A 14,712-nucleotide genomic window follows, 5' to 3' on the forward strand; every position below is an offset into this window, starting at 1 on the left:
GTTAGACCACCGCCACGACGCCCGCGCTCAGCGCCAGCGTGACGAGCAGTCGGCCGACGCTCCCGGCGAACGTCGCGGCGGCGAAGCGAGCGTAATCCTCCTCCAGGACCGCGAAGGCGTAAATGGAGAGCGTATCGGGAAAAAACGGCACCGAGAGCGCAAGTGCGAGGCCAGCGTACCCCCAGCGGCGAGCGATTTCGACGGTTCGTCGCTCGGACCACGCGATCACGTCGAACCGGGAGTTTCGGAGCCAGCGGACCACCGGGCCGGCCTCCTTGGCCTCCTGCCCGAGGTGGAAGGCGAAGACGCTCCCCGCGGCCTTACCCAGCGCTGAGACGAGGATGATCAGCGCCAGTCGTAGCTCGGTCGAGAGGCCCAAATCCAGAGGGGCAAGCAGGACAACTTCGCTGACGCCCGGGAGGGCGAAGGCGATGAGAAACGAGTACACGAAGATGACGGCGAGTCCGCCCCACCCCGTCGCCGACCGAACCAGCCGTGCCAACCACTCGATTCCGAGGAGGTCGACCGAGAGCAGAGGGACGAACGGATCCACACCTCCCCCTCGGAGGGGGCCGACGTAAGTCTTTCAGATTTCGTCGCCCGAATCGGGCGACCCCGTTACCGCACCGCGTCGAGGATCATCCGCTCTTCGACCCGGTCGACCGTCTCCAGTACGTCGCCGACGGCGTCGATGTTGGCGCTGATCGAGGTGATGCCCTTGCGGACGAGGAACTCGACCATATCGGGGTCCGAGCCGGCCTGCCCGCAGATGCTCGTGTCGACGTCGGCCGCCCGACAGGCGTCGATGGTTTCGCCGATCAGTTCGAGCACCGCAGGGTGGAGTTCGTCGAATCGGTCCGAGACGTTCTCGTTGTTGCGGTCGACCGCGAGCGTATACTGCGTGAGGTCGTTCGTCCCGAGGGAGGCAAAGTCGATGCCCTCGTCGACGATGTCGTCGACGCCGATGGCGCTGGCGGGCGTCTCGATCATCACGCCCCACTTGCGCTTGTCGGGGTCGATGCCGACCGCCTTCATGTGATCGCGGGCGCGGGCCACGTCCTCGCCGTCGTTGACGAGCGGGAACATGATCTGCAGGTTCTCGTACCCCATCTCGTAGAGGCGTTTGAACGCCTCCAGTTCGTGTTCGAACATCTCGGGCCGGTCGAGGCTGCGCCGAATCCCGCGATAGCCGAGCATCGGATTGTGTTCGTGGGGTTCCTCGTCGCCGCCCTCGAGCTGTCGGAACTCGTCGGTCGGAGCGTCCAAGGTACGAACCCGGACGGGCCGCGGATAGAACGCCTCGGCCACCTGCTGGATGCCGTCCGTGAGTTCCGCCACGTAGGCGTCGGAGCCCTCGTCGGCGATGTATCGCTCGGGTGTCTTGCCGAGCGAGAGGACGAGGTGTTCGATCCGCAGGAGACCAACCCCGTCGGCACCGGTCGCGGCCGCACGCTCCGCCGCGTCGGGGATAGAGACGTTCACCTTCACCTCGGTGGCAGTCACAGGGTTGGGTGACGTCGACACGCTCGACGACGCGTCGTCGGTGCCGGGGTTCGCGGCCGGCACGTCGGCCGCCGCGTCGCGTCCCTCGCGGACCGACCCCATCTCCCCGTCGACGGTGACGACCTGGCCGTCTTCGAGGACACGGGTGGCGCTTCCCGAGCCGACCACGGCCGGCACGCCGAGTTCGCGGGAGACGATGGCCGCGTGGGAGGTCATCCCACCCTCGTCGGTGACGATGGCGGCCGCCCGCTTCATCGCGGGGACCATGTCGGGCATCGTCATCTCGGTGACGATGATGTCGCCGTCTCGCACCTGGTCGAGGTGGTCGATCTTCGTCACGACCCGCACGGGGCCACTCGCGATGCCCGGACTGGCGCCGAGTCCGGAGATCAGGTGGTCGCCTTCGCCCTCACCCTCGCCGTCGTCGGCGTCGTCCGCGTCGGCGCCGTCGTCGTCGATAGTCGTGATCGGGCGGGACTGGAGCATATACACCTCACCGCCCGCGACGGCCCACTCCACGTCCTGTGGTTCGCCGTAGTGGTCCTCGACTGTCTCGCCGAGTTCGACCAACCGCTCGATTTCGGCCTGCGTGAGCACGCGCTGATCCCGCTTGTCCTCGGGCACCTCGCGTTCGACCGTCTCGCCGGTCGCCTCGTCTTTGACGTGCATCAGCTTCTTCGTGGCGACCGTCGCCGTCTCGACCTCGCTCGTGTGCCGGTCGACGACGTAGTTGTCGGGGGAGACGGCGCCGGAGACGACCGCCTCGCCCAGCCCCCACGCTGCCTCGATGATGATCCGCGGGTCGCCGGTCGAGGGGTGGCTGGTGAACATTACACCGCTTTTCTCGGCGTCGACCATCTGCTGGACGACCACCGCGATGTCGACCTCGTCGTGAGGGAACCCCTGCTGGTTGCGGTAGTAGATGGCGCGCTGAGAGAACAGCGACGCCCAACACTCCTTCACCCGCTCGATGAGGTCTGCCTCGGTGACGTTGAGGAACGTCTCCTGTTGCCCGGCGAAGGAGGCGTCGGGGAGGTCCTCCGCCGTTGCCGACGACCGGACGGCGACGAACGCCTCGCCGTCACCGACCGACCGATAGGCGTCGAGGATTCCCTCGCGTACCGACGCGGGAACGTCCGTCTCCATGATGAGTTCGTGCGCGCGTTCGTGCGCCGCCGCGAGCGCTGCGGAGTCCTCACTGTCGACGTCGACGGCCGCGAACAGTTCCTCGTCGATACCGGCCTCCTCGATGAACGTCCGATACGTGCCGGCCGTGACGACGAATCCCGGCGGCACGGGCAACCCAGCCTCGGTGAGTTCGCCGAGCGAAGCCGCCTTCCCACCGACCGTCCCCAGGTCGGTAGACCGCACGTCCTCCAGCCAAGCTACAGCCATTTCGTACGCACGAATCCCGGCAGTGGAGTAATGAAGGTTTCGAACCGTGCAACTACGGCCGGGCGCGGCAGGCAGCCACACGCCCGACAGAGCAACTCATACGGTCGTTCTCGGCACCTCGGAGGCGGTGGCGTCGGCAGCGGCCGCCCCGACTACGCCTCGAGGATGTCGTCGTCGTCGGCCGGTGGAACCGCGAGCGATCCATCGAGGGTCGTCACCGCGCGTCCGCCCACGCGAACCGCGTCGCCGACCCGCACCCGAACCAGCCCCGGCCGGTCGACGAAGTGTCCCTGCTCGAAGCGCATCTCGTCCGGCAGGTCGTCGAAGGCACCGACCGCGCGGAGATAGGCCCCGCAGGCACCGCTCGCGGTGCCCGTCACCGGGTCCTCCGGGACGCCGGCTCCGGGGGCGAACATCCGCGCGTGTAGCGTCGAGTCCGCGGCCAGCGCGTCGAAGGTGAACGCGTAGACGCCTGTAGCGCCGTGATCGGCCGCCAGCGACGCGAGCGCGTCCATATCCGGGTCGGCGTTCCCCAGGTGTTCGAGAAAGTTCACCGGGATCATGAGAAACGGCAGACCCGTCGAGGCGACGGCGGCGGGGAGGTCCGCCCCCACGTCGCGCAGCGCCGCCGGATCGACGCCGAGCGCCTCGCCCACGCGAGCGTAGTCTACGTCGACCGTCTCGACCGACGGGTCGTCCTGGGTCATCCAGGCGACGCCGTCCGCCGTCACCTCGACGTCGAGGACGCCGACGTTCGTCCGAAGCGACCCCGCACCGGCGTCGAGGGCGTCCGCCTCGTGGAGAAAGGCGAGGGCGGCGACGGTCGCGTGGCCACAGAGATCAACCTCCTGGGTCGGCGTGAAATAGCGGATTCGCCGGTCGGCGTCGGAATCGGGCGTGAGAAAGGCCGTCTCGCTCGCGCCGAGTTCGCGGGCGACCGCCTGCATCCGGTCGTCGTCGAGTCCCGTGGCGTCGGGGACGAGACCGGCCGCGTTGCCCGCGAGCGGTTCGGCGGCGAACGCGTCGATCAACAGGGTTCGGTACGTGTCCATGCCACGGATCTGCACCGCGGGCGATAAGACCCTGTTGCCCGGTCGCGTCCCGTAAACCCTTACATCACGGGGGGCGGAGTCGCCGCCATGAGCGACCTCCCGGACGAGTTCACCTGCACGATCACCAACTGGGAGTACATCTACGGCCTCTGTCGGGACGTGGCCGACGGGGTGCGGGCCGCGGAGTTCGATCCAGACGTGATCGTCGCCCTCGCCCGTGGCGGCTGGTTCGCGGGCCGGTGTTGCTGTGACTTTCTCGGCCTCGACGACCTCACCAGCCTGAAGATGGAACACTACGTCGGGACCGCGTCCAAGGGCGCCGACCCCGAGGTTCGCTACCCGATGCCCGAGGGGAGCGTCGCGGGCAAGGACGTCCTGATCGTCGACGACATCGCCGACACCGGCGAGTCCCTCCGCCACGCCCACGAGTACGTCGCCGGCCGCGACCCCGACGCGGTGCGAACCGCGACCCTCCAACTCCTCCACACCAGCGAGTTCGAACCCGACTTCGTCGGCGAACGCCTCGACGAGTGGGCCTGGATCGTCTACCCGTGGAACTTCATCGAGGATATGATCGAGTTGACCGAGGGTGTCATGGAACGGGCCGACGACGACACCTTCGAACGCGAGGACATCCGGTCGTCTCTCGCCGAATACCACGACATCCAGCGCATCGAGATGGAAATCGCCCAGCCCGACCGCCTCGACGAGGTGCTCGCGGAGATGGAGCGCCGTGGCGTCGTCGAATCCGCGGGCGACGTCTGGCGACTCGCGTAACGTGTTCCGAGCGACTCCGGCGGTGGTCCGCCACCGCTGGGAGGCCCCGCCGTGAGTTCGCTACTTTCGATTTTCGCGACCGCGATTCTCCCGATCATCACCCTCGCGAGCGTGGGGATGCTCCTCGGCCGCCTCCAGAACGTCGACATCGGCCCGCTCAACACCGTCACGGTGTACGTCTTCGTCCCCGCGCTCATCTTCCACAGCATCGCCACGGCGACGTTCGGCGGATCGACGCTCGCCCGCATCGGCGTCGCCACCGCAACCTACCTGGTCGCGATGGTCGTCATCGCGGGAGTCGTCGGCCGCCTCACCGGCGAGTCCGAGCCCATCCTGAGCGCGCTCGTCCTCGTGAGTGCCTTCCCCAACTCCGGCAACTACGGCATCCCCCTCTCGGAGTTCGCGTTCGGTCCTGAGGGCCGGAGCACCGCCGTCGTCTACCTGACCGTCCAGTCGGTCCTGCTCTACACCGGCGGCATCTACGTCGCCCAGCGGAGCGGCGGCACCCGGGGGCTGGGTGGCATGAAACGCGCGCTCAAGATTCCGCTAGTCTACGCCGTCGCCGCCGCCCTCCTCGCGCGCTATCTCGGTCTCGTCCCCCCTGCCGACAGCACCGCGATGTCGACGCTCGAACTCGTCGGCAACGCCTCCATCCCCATGATGCTCCTGATCCTCGGCATCCAACTGTCGGATACCGACTACGGCGCGGCGCTGTCGAGTGTCGGCAAGGCGACGGTCCTGAAGATGGGCGTCGCCCCCCTCGTCGGCGCCGGGATCGCCCTCGCGGTCGGCTTTCAGAACACTACCGTCGCGCGCACGTTCGTCCTCGAGTGTGCGACGCCCGCGGCCATCACCCCGCTCTTGCTCGTCGTCGAGTTCGGCGGCGAATCCGCCGGCGGCGGCCTCTCGGTCGCCGAGTACGTCAGCACGACGGTTCTCGTCACCACGCTCCTGAGCGTCCCGCTGTTGACGGTGTTGATCGCACTTCTCGAATCGGGACTGCTCGTCTGACACCTGATAATCGGGCCGCGGCGTTTAAGTCACCGACCGTCCCACTCACGACGAATGCGAGAGAGAGACGGTCTGGACTGGCTGCTCGTCGCCGTCGTCGCGGTTCTGACAGCGGTCCACATCCCGCCCTATCCGGTGGCCAAACGCGAGACTATCGAACTCGCCCACGAAACTGGGATCGTCGCCGCCGTCGACCTGTTGGTCGACGTGCGCGTCGCGGTGTTCTTACTCGCGGTCCTCGGCCTGTTTATCGTACTGGTCGTCACCGATACGCTCCCGGTGCAGGTCCGAAAGTAGGCACACGCGTCTCAGTCCGCGATGGCTTCGTCGCCGGCTGTCGGCGCCGACGGGTCTCGAATCCAGAGGTCGCCGAACAGGTCGTCCTGCCGGAGCTTGATCGCCCCGCGGTTGGCCAGAAAGAGGAGGGCGAGAAAGGTATCGACGGGCGACCCCCCGGTCTCGCGGACCTCCGCGAACAGCACCTCGGCGCGGCCGGCGTCGTAGTGGGTGCGCAAGGCGTCGCGCACCGTCTCGATGGTCGTCTCGATGTCCTCGGTGTGGGTGTTGGCCGTCACGTCGCCTTCGGTCGGTTCGCCACCCTCGCGAAGGTCGTCGGCCGCCCGGTAATCGAGGGTCTGGGTACCCCGGTCGTACCCCCCCGGCGACGCCGACGTGTCGTACGAACGGGACTCCTTCCACCACGAGTCCCGCTCTGCCTCCCGGAGTTCGCGGACGAGTTCGTCTAGCGTCTCCGGCGACCCCCGGGCGTGTTTGCGCTCCAGTCGCCGGTCGAGTTCGGCGTCCAGCGCGTCGACTGGGTCCGGCCCGTCGAACGCGCCATCGCCGCCCTCCATCGCCACCTCCCACGGCTCCGGTTCCGGCTCCGGGTCCGCCCCGTGACCCAGCAGGGCGTCGCTTTTCATCCGCAGGAGGACGCTCGCGTAGAACAGCGCCCGGCCCGACGTACGCAGGTCCGTCTCGTCGAGGCGGTCGAGGAAGGCGTCGGTGGCGTCGACGATGTCGACGTCCCAGGGGTCGATCTCCCCCTCCTCGGCCAACTGGACGAGCAGTTCGACCGGTTCCACCTCGTCGTCGTCGGTGTCGGGCAGGGAGACGTCGTCGGGAACGTGGTCGTCAGTCATCCGCAGCCACCTCCGGGTCGGCGTCGCCGTCGAGTTGGATGCCCGTGACCGCGCTCACGTTGTCGCCCTGCATGGTGACGCCGATAGCGCGCTCGGAGCGATCCAGCAGGGCCGACCGGTGCGAGACGACGACGAACTGTGCCTCACCCGCCAGGTCGTCGACCATCTCGCCCACCCGCTCGGCGTTGGCGGCATCGAGGAAGGCGTCCACCTCGTCCAGCGCGTAGAACGGCGCCGGGTTGTGCCGCTGGATGGCGAAGATGAACGCGAGCGCGGTCAGTGACTTCTCGCCGCCGCTCATCGCGTCCAGCCGCTGGACGGGCTTGTCCCCGGGCTGGGCCTTCATCGTCAGTCCGCCTTCGAAGGGGTCGTCCTCGTTCTCTAAGTGGAGTTCGCCCGTTCCCGCCGAGAGCCGCTCGAAGATGTCCTGAAAGTGGGCGTCGATGGCGTCGAACGCCGCCATGAACGTCTCTTTTTTCTTGGCTTCGTAGCCCTCGATGCGCTCCTCGATGGCGTCGCGCTCGTCGACGAGCGTGTCGCGGCGCTCCCGCAGGTCGTCGAGTGCCGCCTCCACCTCGTCGTACTCGTCGATGGCGAGCATGTTCACGGGTTCGAGCGCCGCCATCTCGCCTTCTAACCGCTCGACGTTCGCTTCCACCTCGTCGTGGTCCGGGATCGCCTCGGGGTCGTACTCGCCGACCTCGCCTTCGAGTTCGTCGATTTCCCAGCCCAGGCGCTCGATGTCGTCCTCTAAGTCGGTGAGCGTCGACTCCACGGCGGTCACCCGCTCGCGCGCCTCGTCGCGCTCTGTCTGGGCCTCCCGGAGATCCGTCTGTAGCTCCCGGCGCTCGGCTTTCAGGTCCGCGAGTTCGTCCTCTAAGTCCTCGATGGCCGCGCGCTTTTCCTCCAAGGTCGCCTCGCGGTCCTCGATGTCGGCCTCTGCCGCCGCGATAGCGTCCTCGGCCTCGGCCGTGCGCGCCTTCGCCGTCTCGATTGTGGCTTCGAGGTCTGCGATATCTTCCTCGGTGTACTCGATCTCGAGGTCGGTCTGGTCGAGGCGGGCGTCGAGGTCGTCCATCCGATCTTCCAAGTCCGCGATGTCGGCTTCGAGTTCCTCCTTGCGCTCGGTGAGTTCGGGCACCCGGGAGTCCGCGAGTTCCGCTTCGAGGTCGTCGATGTCGGCCTCGACCGACGCAATCTCCTCGTCGAGGTCGGCGATGCGGGCCTCGTGGTCGTTCATCCGCTCGTCCGTCTCCTCGCGTTCGGCCCGAAGGTCGTCGAGTTCGGCCTCTAACTCCTCAAGTTCGGTCTCCACCGCCGCGATGTCGCCCTCGGCGTCCTCGATGTCGCTTTCGACCTCGCGGATTCGCTCGGTCGCGTCGGCCTTCCGGTCGCGGGCGTCGTCGAGGCGGGACTCCACGTCCCGGATCTCCTCGCGGATCGCCCGCCGGTCGTCCTCCAGTGACTCGATTTCCTCGGCCAGCCGTTCGAGCTTCCCCTTCCCGCTTTTCGTGAAGGAGTAACGCGACCCGCCGCCGGAGCCGCCGGTCATCGCACCGCTTTTCTCGACGAGGTCGCCGTCGAGGGTCACCATCCGGTAGTCGCCCATCAGGTCGCGGGCGGTGTCCATGTCCTCGACGACGAGCGTCGATCCGAGGACATACGAGAAGATGCCGGCGTAGCGGTCCTCGTAGTCGACGAGACTGCGCGCGAAGTCGACGACGCCCGGATGGGACGGCTTCGAGGGGAGACCCCGCCGATCCATCTCGGTGATCGGGAGGAAGGTCGCCCGCCCCGCCGACCGGGACTTGAGGTAGTCGATACAAGCCGAGCCGACGCCGTCGTCGTCGACGACGACGTTCGCCAGCCGCCCGCCGGCGGCCGTCTCGCAGGCGGTGGCGTACTCGGCGCCGACGCTGCCAAGCTGGCCGACCGCGCCGTGGACGCCGTCGATGCCCGCATTCAAGACCGTCGTCACCGACCGCGGCCAGGAGTCGTCGCCGTCACGGCTGGCGCGTGCCTCCAGCTCCGCGTACTCGTTTTGTTTCGAGCGAAGGTCCGCTTCGATCCCATCGAGGTCGTCCTGCAGGTCGGCCTTCTCGGCGCGAAGCTCCGCGATCGCTGACTCGATTTTCTCGCGGTTCTTTTCGGCGCGGTCGAGTTCGCCGTGCAGGTCCGAGCGATCCGCTTTCAGTTCCGGGAGCCGCTCGTGGACCGCCTCCAGCTCCGACTGGGCCTCGCTGATGCGGTTGGACCGACGGCGGGCCTCGTCGAGGAGCCGGTCTTTCTCTCGCTGGGCGTCGTTGCGCTCGGTTTTCAGTTCCTCCAGCGACGCCTTGCGCTCCGCGAGTTGTGTCTTGAGTTCGTCGAACTCGGTGTCGACACTCTCGATTTCCGCCTCGACCTCCGCGAGAGCCGCCTCCTGTTCCTCGATGTCGCCTTTCACCGACGCCTTCTCGACTTTGATCGACCGCTTCTCCTCGTTGAGGTCGTCGAGTGTCTCGCTTTTCCGGTCGAGGGTGACGAAGGCCTCGCGGCGGTCTTGCTCCGCGTCCTCGATTTTCTCCTCCTGATTCTCGATGGTGGCTTCGAGGCGGCCGATCTCGCCTTTGATCTCCTCGATTTCACCCTTTATCCGGAGCTGTTCGTCCTCGCCTTTCCGCTCGATCTCTCGGGTGAGGTCGTCGAGTTCGGCCTCCAGATCCTCGACGGCGGCCTCGCGCTCCGCAAGGGTGGCCCGCCGGTCGGCGAGTTCCTGTTCGGTGGCCTCGATCCGTTTTTCCGTGCGCGCGAGGGCGGTCCGCTTTTCCTCCAGTTCGGCCGCCTTCAGGTAGCCCTCGTACTCCGCTTTCTCCTCGCGGAGCGACTGATATTCGAGGGCTGTCTCGCGTTCGTCTTCGAGTTGATCGAGGCGATCCTCCTTTTCGCCGATCCGGAGATCAGCCTCGTCGATGCGCTCCTCGACGGTTTCGAGTTCCTCGAAGGCGTCCTCCTTTTTCGCGTCGAACTCGGCGACGCCCGCAATCTCGTCGATGATCCCTCGGCGCTGGCCCGCCGACATGTTGATGATCTCGGTCACGTCGCCCTGCATGACGACGTTGTACCCCTCCGGTGTCACGCCGGCCTGGGCCAGCAGGTCACGAATGTCCGAGAGGTTGACCGACCGCCCGTTGAGGTAGTAGTAGGAGTAGTAGTTGTCTTCGGTCTCCTTGACCCGGCGCTTGACCGAGATTTCGTCGATATCGCCCACGTCCTCGGTGCCGGCGGCGTTGACCACCTGCGAGCGGTCCAGTGTCCCGTCGCCGTTGTCGAGGACGACCGTCACGCTCGCCTCGCGGGGCCCCGACCGATCCGTGTCGTCCTCGTGGCCGGGGTTGTAGATGAGGTCCGTGAGCTTCTCGGCCCGAATGCCGCGCGTACGCGCTAGCCCGAGAGCGAAGAGTACACCGTCGATGATGTTGCTCTTCCCGGAGCCGTTCGGGCCGGTGATGACGGTGAAATCCTCGTAGAAGGGGATGCGCGTCTTCCGGCCGAAGCTCTTGAAGTCGTCGAGGACGAGCTCGGAGATGTGCATGGGGGACGGCCCCGATCAGGCGACGATGATGTCGTTCCCGTCCGAATCGGAGTCGTCGTCCGTCTCGGGGTCGGCCTCGACCGACTCGTCGCGAGCCTCGGAGCCGGGGTCGGCCGGATCGGTCGACGCGTCGGCGGCGTCGGTAGCGGGGTCGGGGTCGGCGCTCGCGCTGGTGCCCGACTCGGACTCCCGCCGCTCGGGTGCCCGCGTCCGCTCGACGCCCTCCTCGGCTTCGAGCTGTCGCAGCCGTTCTCGCGTCTCGACGAGCTCCTCGGTGAGACCGTCGACGGCGGCCTGCAGTTCCGCGACCTGCGATTCGAGCTCCTCCACCCTGTTGCTCATGCACCAACCAGGCGTCGCCGGACGTATAAAGCTACGTCAGACATCCACACTATTGACCGGGTGAGGGCAGTCACCCGACGAGACCACGCGGCCGTGTGGCACGGTGAACCACCGAGCCTTTGTAGCCGGGGCTGCGACGGCCGGATATGCGTCACGTCGGACTGAAACTGCGGATGGCGGTCGTCGGGTCGCTCCTCTTTGGCTTCTACGGCGTGGCCGCCGTCGTCCTGATGGGGATGTTCGGGACCGACGTGTTCCCGCTGGTGATCGTCGGGAGCGTCGCCTTCGTCGGCGTCCAGTACAAACTCGGAAAGTGGATGGCGCTCCGGAGTGTTGGTGCCGAGGACCTCCCCGAGGATCGCCACCCCGAGATCCACCGCCGGGTCGAATCGCTCGCCCGCGATATGCGTATCGACAAGCCGCGACTCATGATCGCCTCGATGGGCGTCCCCAACGCCTTCGCCGTCGGCCGAAAAGGGGCCGGTACCGTCGTCGTGAGCCAGGAACTCCTGCGAACGCTCAACCCGGACGAGGTGGAGGGCGTGCTAGCTCACGAACTCGCACACATCCGTAACCGGGACGTGGTGATGATGGTGCTCGGTCAGGGAGTCGCCTCCATCGTCGCCATCGTCGCTCAGTGGGCCGTCCTCCTGACCGGCGACAACGACCTCGCGGACCTCTTTCTCGCCATCGTCGTCGGCCAACTCACGCAGATGCTGGTGATGGTGTTCGTCTTCGCTATCTCGCGGTACCGCGAGTACGTTGCCGACGCCGATGCGGCCCGCGAGATCGGGAGCGGCGAACCCCTCGCCAGCGCCTTGGAGAAGATCAGCCACAGCGCGGGGCGCCAGGAGGACGCCGGCGTCGACGACCAAGTGAACGCGCTGTGTATCTTCGGTGACGGCGGAGGGCTGGCGAACCTCCTCGCGACGCATCCGCCGGTCGAAAAGCGGATCGAACGCCTCCGCTCGTAGATGGCCGGCCTCCGGACGCTCCTGGCGGCGGGTCTCGGTCTCCTGCTCGGGGTCTGCTGTCTGCTCGCCCCCGGTGCCGTGGTCCGCGTCCACACCGTCGGCCGCCGGCCGCACGACCGCCGCGGAGGGTACGGCGCCGACGGTGATCCGCCCGGCCGCTGGCTGCTTCTGGTCCGGGCCGTCGGCGTCGGTCTCGTCCTCGCAGGCGGGTACTTCGGCTACGTCGCGGTCGGTTAACCGTCGACGCAAGTCGCCGCGGAAACGGGAACGGCCGGGCGTCTCAGACGGGGATCGTACGTCAGTACCGATGGTCTGCCGGGCCGTCTCGACGAGCCACCAGGAAACAGTTGCAGTACCCCGTCTCAGGTGTCGTCCCGGATCCGGTCGAAGACGGGGCGGAGCGTGGCGACCGCCTCCTCGTCGTGGGCGTCGTCGTGGAGGTGGAAATGCGCCGTTGCGTCGGTCCGCTCGACGTGCGTATCGAGCGTATCGAGGAACTGGTACACCTCGTCCAGCGGCGAGTACTGTAACAGCACCGTGAGCGACTGGAAACAGACGAGGGTCGGCTCGGCCGGCTGACGCTCCAATACTTCCGTCAGCGTGACGCCAACATCGGTGAGGTTGGCGGGCGACGCGACGGTGCGGACACGGACGTCGGTGTCCGACGCTGCCGCGTCGTCGAGGCGGTCACGGGGGTCCGCCGCGTCCCACGAGGCGGTGTCGTCGACGACGAACGTCGCGCGCTCGGCGTCGGTGTCGGGGATGGTCTCCCAGCTATCGAGCCACCGGACCGGCGACCCCGCGAGGGCGACGACGACGACGGCCGGGGCTTCAGGAGAGGGGGTGACCCGCGTACACTGCTGTGCCTCGACCGTCGTCGGTATGTCGGTCAGGTGGAGGGTGGTCGTGGAGGGCGAGTCCGATGAGATAGTATCGCCTCACGAATTGTAGTGGCCGGCATCTGAAAACAACTGTGGCGGTCCCCCGGGTGGGGCGCCGATCAGCGGCGAAGCCCGACGACGCCCAGGCCAACGACGAGCAACGCGCCGACGGGGACGAGCGGAACGTCGAGCGGACCGACGACGGGAATCGGCAGGGAGATCGACGCCCCAAGGATGTCGGGCACGGGAATCGTCACGCCGATCAGTGGGACGGTCAGACCGCTCGCGTTCGACTCGGCGGCCGGCGTGGTCGTCGGCGCTGGCGTCGCCGGTGTGGGCGTCGCGGACGGTGTCGCGGACGGTATCGGCGTCGCCGTGGGCGTGGCCGTCGGCGTTTCGACGGTCAGCGTCCGGTCGAGTGTGGTGACGTGTTCGGTTCCCCTGGAGTCGATGACGCGGAACTGGACCGTTGCGTTCCGGGCCTCGGGCGCAGCGAGGTGCCGCTCGAAACTGAGGTCGGTCACGATGTCACCGTCGTGGAGCGAAACGAGATCGATCACCTCGCCGGTGGCAGGGTCGACGGTTTCGATGGTCGCGGAGACGATTTCGCCGTCGGTGGCCATCCCCCTGGCGACGACGGTGCTTCCGTTAACATAGCGGGTCCCGCCGCGGTCGAGTCGGAGTTCGGGGACGACGGTGCGCCGGACGGAGACGGTTCGTTCGGCGGTGTTACCTGCGGTGTCGGTGGCACGCAGAACGACGGCGGTGGCACCGGGGTGGAGCGTGACGTTCGACTCGAAGGTCACCTGCTGGCGTTCGGGGTCCGGTTCACCGATGCCCGGTTCGAGGAGGTACGTGGTGCCGTCATCGTTCTCGGGCGTGAGCGAGAGGCTCCGGATCTGCCCGTTGTCGGTCGTCTGTCCCCGCACCCGGAGGGTCTCCGGTCCGGTCCGGACCGCCGACAGGTTCGCGAGCGTCGGCGGCGCGGTGTCTTGGACTGTGACCGTTAGACGATGCACGCGGACGTGATTGAGTTCGTCGTAGTAGCGCGCGGTCACGGTGTTGTCGCCAACGCCGAGGAAGATCGGTTGGGTGAACGAGTCGTTCGGCGTTTCCGCCTCGTAGACGGTCCGGTCGGTCCGCGTCCCCACACCGGTGTCGTACTCGGTAGAGCGGTTGATGAGGAGATGCGTGACTCCCGTCAGATCGGAGAAGTTCCCTGCGAAGGTGACTCGGGAGGCGTTCACCGTCACGCTCTCCGGCGGCGGTTCGTGGGTTTCCGTCTCAAACGGATCGGTGTAGGCCACGTAGGGGCGCTGTGCGTCTTTCATCACCGTCACCTCGTGGGTCGTGACACCGCCGGCTTTCACCACGACCGTGAGGGTGTGGTTACCGCTCACGAGATCGAGGTAGAACGTCTCGTTGAGCGTAGAGCCGTTGGGCGTATAGCGTCGCTCGGTCGTGCCGTCGACGCGAACTGAGACGACGTCGATGGACCGATCCGCGTCCACGCTGACACCGATGGGCGGATCGTAGTTGATCGCCGTCTCGTTGCCGTCGTCGACGGGCGAGCCGTCGACGGTGACGGTGATATCCGGGGGCGTCGCGCCGGCGACGCCGGCGTCGGGGAGGAGGCCGACGGCGCCGGCCGCGACGACGAGGGCGGCGAGTGCGAGGCGGCCGGGCGCGTCCATGACAGTCACTTCGTCGACCCGACGGCGCCTGGGGGTTTCAACGTGCCGCCCGCCTTCTCAGGGCTGAGAATCGGCGCCGCTGCTGGATATCGTGAGTACACAAAAATCGGTGAGATCGGCGAGAAGTGACGTCTGTCGCCTTACAGGCGAACGACGTTGGTCGCGCGCGGACCCTTGGGGGAGTCCTCGATCTCGAATTCGAGTTCCTGTCCTTCTTCGAGGTCCGGACCGCCAACGTCCTCCATGTGGAAGAACACGTCGTCGTCCGCGTCCTCAGTCTCAATAAAGCCGTAACCGCCAGTGTCGTTGAAGAAATCGACCGTACCAGTTGCCATTGCATCTATCACGAGGCCCCCTCAAGGCATAA

14 protein-coding genes are annotated in these 14,712 nt (G+C 67.2%); 5 read left to right on the forward strand and 9 right to left on the reverse strand.

The annotated features are described in order from the left end of the window. Position 1 precedes the first annotated feature (1 nt). The 3 genes from NO878_RS07800 to NO878_RS07810 form a co-directional block, all read right to left on the reverse strand. Complete coding sequence (locus NO878_RS07800; RefSeq protein ID WP_379824160.1) at positions 2-553, reverse strand: YqaA family protein; 552 nt, start codon at positions 551-553, stop codon at positions 2-4. 65 nt (positions 554-618) lie between these two features. After that, on the reverse strand, positions 619-2,898 hold the full coding sequence (gene ppsA / locus NO878_RS07805) for a phosphoenolpyruvate synthase (RefSeq protein WP_256405395.1): 2,280 nt from the start codon (positions 2,896-2,898) through the stop codon (positions 619-621). A 152-nt stretch (positions 2,899-3,050) separates the two neighbouring features. Next, positions 3,051-3,950: a PhzF family phenazine biosynthesis protein gene (locus NO878_RS07810; RefSeq protein WP_256405396.1), complete on the reverse strand. Its 900-nt coding sequence runs from the start codon at positions 3,948-3,950 to the stop codon at positions 3,051-3,053. Positions 3,951-4,037: 87 nt separating this feature from the next. Here NO878_RS07810 and NO878_RS07815 point away from each other — a divergent pair, with 87 nt between their 5' ends. From NO878_RS07815 to NO878_RS07825, 3 genes are read left to right on the forward strand one after another with little or no spacing between them, the layout of a single operon-like run. Continuing rightward, positions 4,038-4,727 carry a phosphoribosyltransferase gene (locus NO878_RS07815; protein WP_256405397.1) on the forward strand — a complete coding sequence of 230 codons (690 nt, stop codon included), beginning with the start codon at positions 4,038-4,040 and terminating at the stop codon, positions 4,725-4,727. A 51-nt stretch (positions 4,728-4,778) separates the two neighbouring features. Then, the gene (locus NO878_RS07820) at positions 4,779-5,738 is read left to right on the forward strand and encodes an AEC family transporter (RefSeq protein ID WP_256405398.1); all 960 of its coding nucleotides are present in this window, start codon (positions 4,779-4,781) and stop codon (positions 5,736-5,738) included. 54 nt (positions 5,739-5,792) lie between these two features. Continuing rightward, complete coding sequence (locus NO878_RS07825) at positions 5,793-6,035, forward strand: hypothetical protein (RefSeq protein WP_256405399.1); 243 nt, start codon at positions 5,793-5,795, stop codon at positions 6,033-6,035. 11 nt (positions 6,036-6,046) lie between these two features. Here NO878_RS07825 and NO878_RS07830 read toward each other — a convergent pair whose 3' ends face one another. The 3 genes from NO878_RS07830 to NO878_RS07840 are packed head-to-tail and all read right to left on the reverse strand — an operon-like array spanning position 6,047 to position 10,796. Next, positions 6,047-6,880 (reverse strand): segregation and condensation protein A, encoded by an 834-nt coding sequence (locus NO878_RS07830; protein ID WP_256405400.1) that lies wholly within the window; start codon positions 6,878-6,880, stop codon positions 6,047-6,049. Further along, positions 6,873-10,454 (reverse strand): chromosome segregation protein SMC, encoded by a 3,582-nt coding sequence (gene smc, locus NO878_RS07835; protein WP_256405401.1) that lies wholly within the window; start codon positions 10,452-10,454, stop codon positions 6,873-6,875. The genes NO878_RS07830 and smc overlap by 8 nt, the downstream gene beginning before the upstream one ends. A gap of 15 nt (positions 10,455-10,469) precedes the next feature. After that, a complete protein-coding gene (locus NO878_RS07840; RefSeq protein ID WP_256405402.1) occupies positions 10,470-10,796 on the reverse strand; it encodes a DUF7518 family protein in 327 nt (108 codons plus the stop codon). A gap of 173 nt (positions 10,797-10,969) precedes the next feature. Between NO878_RS07840 and NO878_RS07845 the strand changes: the two genes are divergently transcribed. Next, complete coding sequence (locus NO878_RS07845) at positions 10,970-11,770, forward strand: M48 family metallopeptidase (protein WP_256405481.1); 801 nt, start codon at positions 10,970-10,972, stop codon at positions 11,768-11,770. Then, positions 11,771-12,007, forward strand: coding sequence for a hypothetical protein (locus NO878_RS07850; protein WP_256405403.1), 237 nt, complete (start codon positions 11,771-11,773; stop codon positions 12,005-12,007). It begins immediately after the preceding gene. A gap of 125 nt (positions 12,008-12,132) precedes the next feature. Here the strand turns inward: NO878_RS07850 and NO878_RS17290 are convergent, their stop codons facing one another. The 3 genes from NO878_RS17290 to NO878_RS07870 all read right to left on the reverse strand — a co-directional run bounded on the left by NO878_RS17290 (position 12,133) and on the right by NO878_RS07870 (position 14,680). After that, a complete protein-coding gene (locus NO878_RS17290) occupies positions 12,133-12,699 on the reverse strand; it encodes a DUF7504 family protein (protein ID WP_424020089.1) in 567 nt (188 codons plus the stop codon). Positions 12,700-12,770: 71 nt separating this feature from the next. Then, positions 12,771-14,354 (reverse strand): hypothetical protein, encoded by a 1,584-nt coding sequence (locus NO878_RS07865; protein ID WP_256405406.1) that lies wholly within the window; start codon positions 14,352-14,354, stop codon positions 12,771-12,773. A 131-nt stretch (positions 14,355-14,485) separates the two neighbouring features. After that, positions 14,486-14,680 carry a cold-shock protein gene (locus tag NO878_RS07870; protein ID WP_049935367.1) on the reverse strand — a complete coding sequence of 65 codons (195 nt, stop codon included), beginning with the start codon at positions 14,678-14,680 and terminating at the stop codon, positions 14,486-14,488. Positions 14,681-14,712 lie beyond the last annotated feature (32 nt).

The organism is Haloplanus ruber, from assembly GCF_024494725.1.
Classification (GTDB): Archaea; Halobacteriota; Halobacteria; order Halobacteriales; family Haloferacaceae; genus Haloplanus; species Haloplanus ruber.